This is a genomic window from Oceanisphaera sp., from assembly GCF_048268965.1.
GTDB lineage: Bacteria > Pseudomonadota > Gammaproteobacteria > Enterobacterales > Aeromonadaceae > Oceanimonas.
This window is the reverse complement of record NZ_JBLWUK010000058.1, coordinates 1-6,277: the sequence shown is the minus strand read 5'-3', so window position 1 is coordinate 6,277 and position 6,277 is coordinate 1. Positions and strand designations below refer to the sequence as shown.

At 55.8% G+C, this 6,277-nt stretch carries 4 protein-coding genes; all 4 read right to left on the bottom strand.

Annotation, left to right across the window (positions count from 1 at the left end; translation table 11 throughout):
• Positions 1–134: 134 nt before the first annotated feature.
• On the bottom strand, positions 135–1,547 hold the full coding sequence (cysG, locus tag ACN0VL_RS14985; protein WP_417618762.1) for a siroheme synthase CysG: 1,413 nt from the start codon (positions 1,545–1,547) through the stop codon (positions 135–137).
• Positions 1,548–1,704: 157 nt separating this feature from the next.
• The gene (locus ACN0VL_RS14980; protein ID WP_417618760.1) at positions 1,705–2,472 is read right to left on the bottom strand and encodes a phosphoadenylyl-sulfate reductase; all 768 of its coding nucleotides are present in this window, start codon (positions 2,470–2,472) and stop codon (positions 1,705–1,707) included.
• A complete protein-coding gene (gene cysI / locus ACN0VL_RS14975) occupies positions 2,462–4,150 on the bottom strand; it encodes an assimilatory sulfite reductase (NADPH) hemoprotein subunit (protein WP_417618758.1) in 1,689 nt (562 codons plus the stop codon). Before cysI ends, ACN0VL_RS14980 begins: the two co-directional genes overlap by 11 nt.
• The gene (locus tag ACN0VL_RS14970; protein ID WP_417618756.1) at positions 4,150–5,952 is read right to left on the bottom strand and encodes an assimilatory sulfite reductase (NADPH) flavoprotein subunit; all 1,803 of its coding nucleotides are present in this window, start codon (positions 5,950–5,952) and stop codon (positions 4,150–4,152) included. Before ACN0VL_RS14970 ends, cysI begins: the two co-directional genes overlap by 1 nt.
• Positions 5,953–6,277: the final 325 nt, after the last annotated feature.

Below are 6,277 nucleotides of genomic sequence, written 5' to 3'. Positions count from 1 at the left end.
ATTTCCCGAGCCCCCAAGGATGGGTTTATGGCGTGTCGTGGGAGGTGACTGTGGTGCCTCTGGTATTCAGGTTCAAAAGTGATCAAATCTTTACTGTAATTGGTATTACTCTTTTACTCCTCACTCCTAACAAGTCAGGCGTATTGCTCCTGAGGCTGTGTCTGAGCGGTGGGCTGAGGGTTGAACCAGGCCAGTGAGTCGGCCAGAGCCGCGACCTCACCGATCACCATCAAGGATGGGCTGACTACCTGCTCGGCCAGGTCGCCCAGTTCGCTCAGCGAGCCTCTGACCACGCGCTGCCGGGGCGTGGTGCCCCGCTCAATCAGCGCCACTGGCGTACTGGCCGCCAAACCGTGCTCGATTAACCGTTGCTGAATATGCCCGGAGCGCATCAGGCCCATATAAATGACCAGGGTCTGCCGACTTTGTGCCAGTGATGCCCAGTCAGGCTCTTTGCCATCCTGCTTGCAGTGTCCGGTAATAAACACCGCACTTTGCGCGTGATCACGGTGCGTGAGCGGTATGCCCGCATAGGCAGTCGCACCGGCGGCAGCGGTAATGCCCGGCACCACCTGATAGCGAATGCCGGCCGCTTTCAAGACTTGCAGCTCTTCGGCACCCCGACCAAACATGAAGGGATCTCCCCCTTTCAGCCGTACCACTCGCTTGCCGGTTTGCGCCTGTTCCACCAGTAACTGATTGATTTGATCTTGGGGTACGCTGTGATGACCCGCTTTTTTTCCTACCGAAATCAGCTCGGCCTCGGGGCGGATCAGCGCCAGTATTTCTTCAGACACCAGTTGATCGAATAATACCACCTCGGCTTTCTGCAGTTCATTGAGTGCCTTGATGGTCAATAAGTCCGGATCACCCGGGCCTGCGCCGACCAGAATGACTTCGCCGACCTGGGGTGTCAGCATCTCTTGCTGCATTTCCTGCTCTAGCCAGAGCTCGGCGGCTGCAAGGTTGCCCTGCTTCAAGAAAGCATTCAGGGTGGTATCGTCCTGAGTCCGGGCCCAGAACCGGCGTCGGGCATCGCTGCTGCTCAGGGAGCGCTTCACCTTATGCCGCAACTTACCCGCAACCTGACTCAGTTGGCCCCAATGCTTGGGCAAAATCGCGTCCAGGCGCGCGCGTAACAAGCGTGCCAACCAGGGTGCATCACCGCCGGTGCTGAAAGCCACCTGCAGCGGGAAGCGATCCACAATAGAAGGAAAGATCACCGCCGAGCGTTTACTGTCATCGGCCTTGTTCACCAGTAAGCCGCGTAGGTTGGCTGCTTGATAAACCCGGGCATTCACCTCGGTATTATCGGTCGCCGCCACCACCAGAAACTGCTCGTCCAGGTAGTAATCGTTGTAGACATCATTCTGCCAAATAAACTGCGACTGTAATGCCTGCAACTCGGCACAGAGTTCGGGGGCAACCAGGGTCAGACGAGCACCACGTGCCAGCAATATCCGAGCCTTGCGCGCCGCGACCGCACCTCCCCCCACAACCAGGCAAGGGCGGTGTTTGATTTTAATAAACAGGGGCAGGTGTTCCATGGTCAATTCCACTTATATAGTAAAGTCATTTCACTATAGGGGAGGAACCGTATACCTCAAAAGAATGAAAAACACTTTTTTATTACTTAAAGGAATATGAGTGCAGAGGCCGGCAGGCTGATATTCTCTCTGCACCAGGGATCAGGAGCCACAGGGTTCAAATACCACTGCCGTCGGCTTCCTGTGAATCATGCAGGCCGCATTCGCGCTTCATACCAAAGAAACGGGTGTCGGCCTCGCTCATGCCGGGTTCCCACTTGGCCGTCGTTTGTACGTCTCCCACAGACACATAGCCCTGCTCCCACAAAGGGTGATAGGGCAGATCGAACTGCTTGAGATAATAATGTACGTCTTTATTGCTCCAGTCGATAATCGGCAGAAACTTGAAGCGTCCCCCTTGCAGGCCAAGCACCTCGAGTTTGTCCCGGGTTTCAGACTGGCTGCGACGGAGTCCCGAAAACCAGGTACTGGCCTGCAGATCACGCAGCGCCCGCTGCATGGGCTCAACCTTGTTGAGCTGATTATAGCGGCTGATGCCTTCTACACCCTGCTCCCATAGCTTGCCGTAGCGCGCCTCTTGCCAGGCAGCAGAGCGGCTGGCCTGGTAGACCTTGAGATTAAGCCCCAGCCGTTCGGTCAACTCATCGATAAAGCGATAGGTCTCGGGGAACAAGTAGCCGGTGTCGGTCAGTATCACCGGTATGTCGGCTTTTTCCCGGGTGACCAGATGCAGCATCACCGCCGCCTGAATGCCGAAGCTGGACGACAGCACCGGGACGCCAGGCAAGTGCTCCAGCGCCCAGCGCACCCGTTCGGGTGCACTCATGGCGTTCAGCTCCTGATTAAGCGGTGCCAAAACCTGCGCCTGCTCGGCCCGTGTCAGACTGCTCAAATCGGTCAAGCTGGGTAACAGGCTATACGGCATAAAAGTCCCTCGCTGAATCAATGACAGGGGCTATGATGCCGGCACGGATCACAAAATCCCCAAAACCCTCACCACTATTACGCTCGGCAGCCCAACGACCAATCAGCTCGTCGAGTTCCTGCATGATCTGGGTATCGGTAATGTTTTCTTTATACATGCGTGGAATACGCGTGCCTTCGCGGTTGCCGCCCAGGTGCAGGTTGTAGCGACCCGGCGCCTTGCCCACCAGCCCCACTTCCGCCAGCATGGCGCGACCGCAGCCGTTGGGGCAACCGGTCACCCGGAAGATGATGTTGTCATCTACCTTATGCTTGGCGAGAAAGCCTTCCAGCTCGGTCACATAGGCCGGCAACACCCGTTCCGATTCGGCCATGGCCAGCGGGCAGGTGGGGAGTGCGACACAGGCCATGGAGCTTTTACGCTGCTCGGATACCGTGTCTTCCAGCAGGCCGTACTGGCGCGCCAGTTGCTCTATTTGTGCCTTATCGCTGGCAGGCACGCCGGCGATAATCAGGTTCTGGTTGGCAGTCAGGCGGAAGTCCCCCTGATGTATTTTGGCAATTTCACGCATGCCGGTTTTCAATGGCCTGCCCGGATAATCCAGAATTCGACCATTCTCGATAAACAGGGTTAAATGCTGTTTACCGTCTATGCCCTCTACCCAACCGAAGCGATCGCCACGGCTGGTAAATTCATAAGGTCGAACCTCGGCAAAGGCGATACCGGCGCGCTTTTCTACTTCAGTTTTGAATACTTCTACGCCCACTCGCTCCAGGGTGTATTTGGTTTTGGCGTTTTTCCGCTCCACCCGGTTACCCATGTCGCGCTGTGTAGTCACCACAGCTTCGGCAATGGCAATGGTGTGCGATAGCGGAATAAAACCGAAATCCGTGGCCTTGCGTGGATAGGTGGCGGTATCGCCATGGGTCATGGCCAGCCCGCCGCCCACCAGCACGTTAAAACCGATTAACTCGCCGGCTTCGGCTATGGCCACAAAGGTTAAATCGTTGGCGTGTACATCCACATCGTTATGGGGAGGCACCACCACCGCGGTCTTGAATTTACGCGGCAGATAAGTCGCGCCCAGAATCGGCTCTTCATCCGGGGTATCCAAACGCTCGCCATCGAGCCAGATTTCCAGATAAGCCCGGGTTTTAGGCAGCAGATGCTCGGAAATTTTCTTGGCCCACTCGTAAGTCTCCTGATGTAACTCAGACTCAACCGGGTTACTGGTGCACAGGACGTTACGGTTGACGTCACCGGCGGTGGCAATAGAGTCGATGCCGGTGCTGTTCAGGGTCTGGTGCATGTGCTTGATGTCACGCTTGAGCACCCCGTGAAACTGAAACGTTTGACGAGTGGTCAGGCGAATGCTGCCATAAATACTGCTTTCTTCGGCAAACTTGTCAATCACCAGCCACTGTTCGGGTTTGATGATGCCCCCGGGCAAACGGGCACGCAGCATGACGTTATGCAGCGGCTCCAGCTTTTGTGCGGTACGCTCGTTGCGAATATCACGGTCATCTTGCTGATACATGCCGTGCACGCGGATCAGCTGAAAATTATCGCCGGTAAAGCCACCGGTCAGCTCATCCTGCAGGTCTTGTTCTATGGTGCCGCGCAGAAAGTTACTTTCGCCCTTCATGCGTTCGTTATCGGACAACTTTTGCTTGCTCATTAGTACACATCCCTTTGGTAACGCTTGGCGCTGCGCAGCGCATCTACATAATCTTCCGCTTGTTCGCGGCTCTTGTTGCCGTGCTCGGCCACCAGCTCAATCAGTGCCTGATGCACGTCTTTGGCCATCTTGTTGGCATCGCCACAGACATAGAAATGGGCCCCCTGCTCCAGCCAGGCGTACACCTCGGCACCTTGCTCGCGCAGCTTGTGTTGCACATAGACTTTTTCTTGCTGGTCACGGCTGAAGGCCAGTGAAATCTTGCTCAATAAACCGGACTTCACATAACGCTGCCATTCCAGCTGATACAGGAAATCCTGCGTGAAGTGCGGGTTACCAAAGAACAACCAGTTCTGGCCGCCGGCATCCCGGGCCTCCCGCTCCTGCATGAAGGCTCGAAACGGCGCTATGCCGGTCCCTGGGCCCACCATGATCACCGGAGTATCATCATTGGCCGGCAGGCGGAAGTTGTCGTTATGCTCCACGAATACCCGCACCTGACCGCCTTCTTCCAGGCGGTCGGCCAGGTAGGAAGAAGCGCCGCCGCTGCGTGGTTCGCCATCTTGCTCGTAACGTACCACCCCTACGGTGAGATGCACTTCTTCTTCCACTTCGGCCTGAGCCGAGGCAATAGAGTATAAACGTGGCGTTAAGCGGCGCAGGCTGGCCTGTAGCTGCTCGGCGGTAAGTGCGCCTTGCTGTTCCCGTGCAATATCCAGGATCTGGTGGTTGGCGCAGTACTCACGCAAAGCCGCCTTGTCGTCCCCCAGGGCACGCAGCCTGGGGGCATCGGTCAGTTCGGCATAAGACTGCACGAAGCTGGCGTAACCCTGGGTTAACTCATAATGATGGATCAGGGCGTCACGAATCGATATCGCCTGTTCATCCACGATCACTTCGCTGGTCCCATCCACGCCTGTCTGTGCCAACAGGGCATCGACCAGCTGTTCGTCATTACTGAACCAGATGCCCAGGGCATCGCCCGGCTGATACGTCAGATCCGAGCCTTCCAGTGAAATCTCGAAGTGGCGTACGTCGCGATCAGAGTCACGGCCGGTGATCGCCTGGTTGGTCAGCAGCTCGGCGGTAAAGGGGTGCTTCTTGTTGTAGAGGCTGGTTGCGCCTTGAGTCAGGCTGATGACAGGCGCGACATCATTGGCGGCATCGGACTTCAGTGCCTCTTTAACCAGGGCGACGGCTTCTTCACTCCAGTGTTCACAGACCGCATCGTAGTCGACATCCGCATCCAGGCGGCCCAACAGGGGAGTGGCGCCGGCCTTGCTCAAATAAGCATCAAAGTCTTTGCCGGTCTGGCAATAAAACTCATAAGAGGAATCTCCCAGGCCAATCACGCCATAATGCAGGCCATCGAGCTTACCGGCCTTGCCGGCTTTCAGTTGTTTATGAAACTCGATGGCGTCATCGGGGGCCTCACCCTCACCATTGGTACTGGCGACAAACAGCACATGGGTTTCTTTTTTAAGCTGCTTGACCTTGTAGTCGGCCGCATTGTACAGCGCCACCGCCACGCCATTGGCACTGGCTTTGGCCTGCAAGGCCTCGGCAACGCCTTTGGCATTACCGGTTTGCGAAGCATAAATAATCGTCAGCTTGCCCGCGGGCTGGGCATTCGCCACCGGCGTCGGTGCGGCAACGCCACCCGGCTGCTGGCTAATGCCGTAAAAATAACCGCTTACCCAGGCCAGCTGAGTCGCACTTAACTCGGCTGCCACCTGAGTAAGCTTATGGACTTGATGTTCGTTCAGCGGGCTGGCAGACGCCGCGAGTTCTTTTAACAGCATGACATTCACTTCCACTAATCCAGATGCATACAGCTTAAGCGAGGTTGCGAACAACAATAAAGAATAAGAAACGATTATTTATTCTTTATTGCTATATGCATGGAAGGTGAAGCGTGAGGTGGAAGGGGATCAAACATCGAATCTGCAGTTGTGGATTTGGCTCCCCACAATTTATACCAATTACAGTAAAGATTTGATCACCTTTGAACCTGAATACCAGAGGCAACACAGTCACCTCCCACGACACACCATAAACTCATCCCTGAGGGCTCGGGAAATGCCATCCCTGTATATGGACTCCTCCTAGATGACAACCTTTTTGAGC

What these genes read in the sequence shown, in the direction of transcription:
- cysG (WP_417618762.1), bottom strand. Translation starts at nt 1,547, where the DNA reads ATGGAACACCTGCCCCTGTTTATTAAAATCAAACACCGCCCTTGCCTG.
- ACN0VL_RS14980 (WP_417618760.1), bottom strand. Translation starts at nt 2,472, where the DNA reads ATGCCGTATAGCCTGTTACCCAGCTTGACCGATTTGAGCAGTCTGACA.
- cysI (WP_417618758.1), bottom strand. Translation starts at nt 4,150, where the DNA reads ATGAGCAAGCAAAAGTTGTCCGATAACGAACGCATGAAGGGCGAAAGT.
- ACN0VL_RS14970 (WP_417618756.1), bottom strand. Translation starts at nt 5,952, where the DNA reads ATGCTGTTAAAAGAACTCGCGGCGTCTGCCAGCCCGCTGAACGAACAT.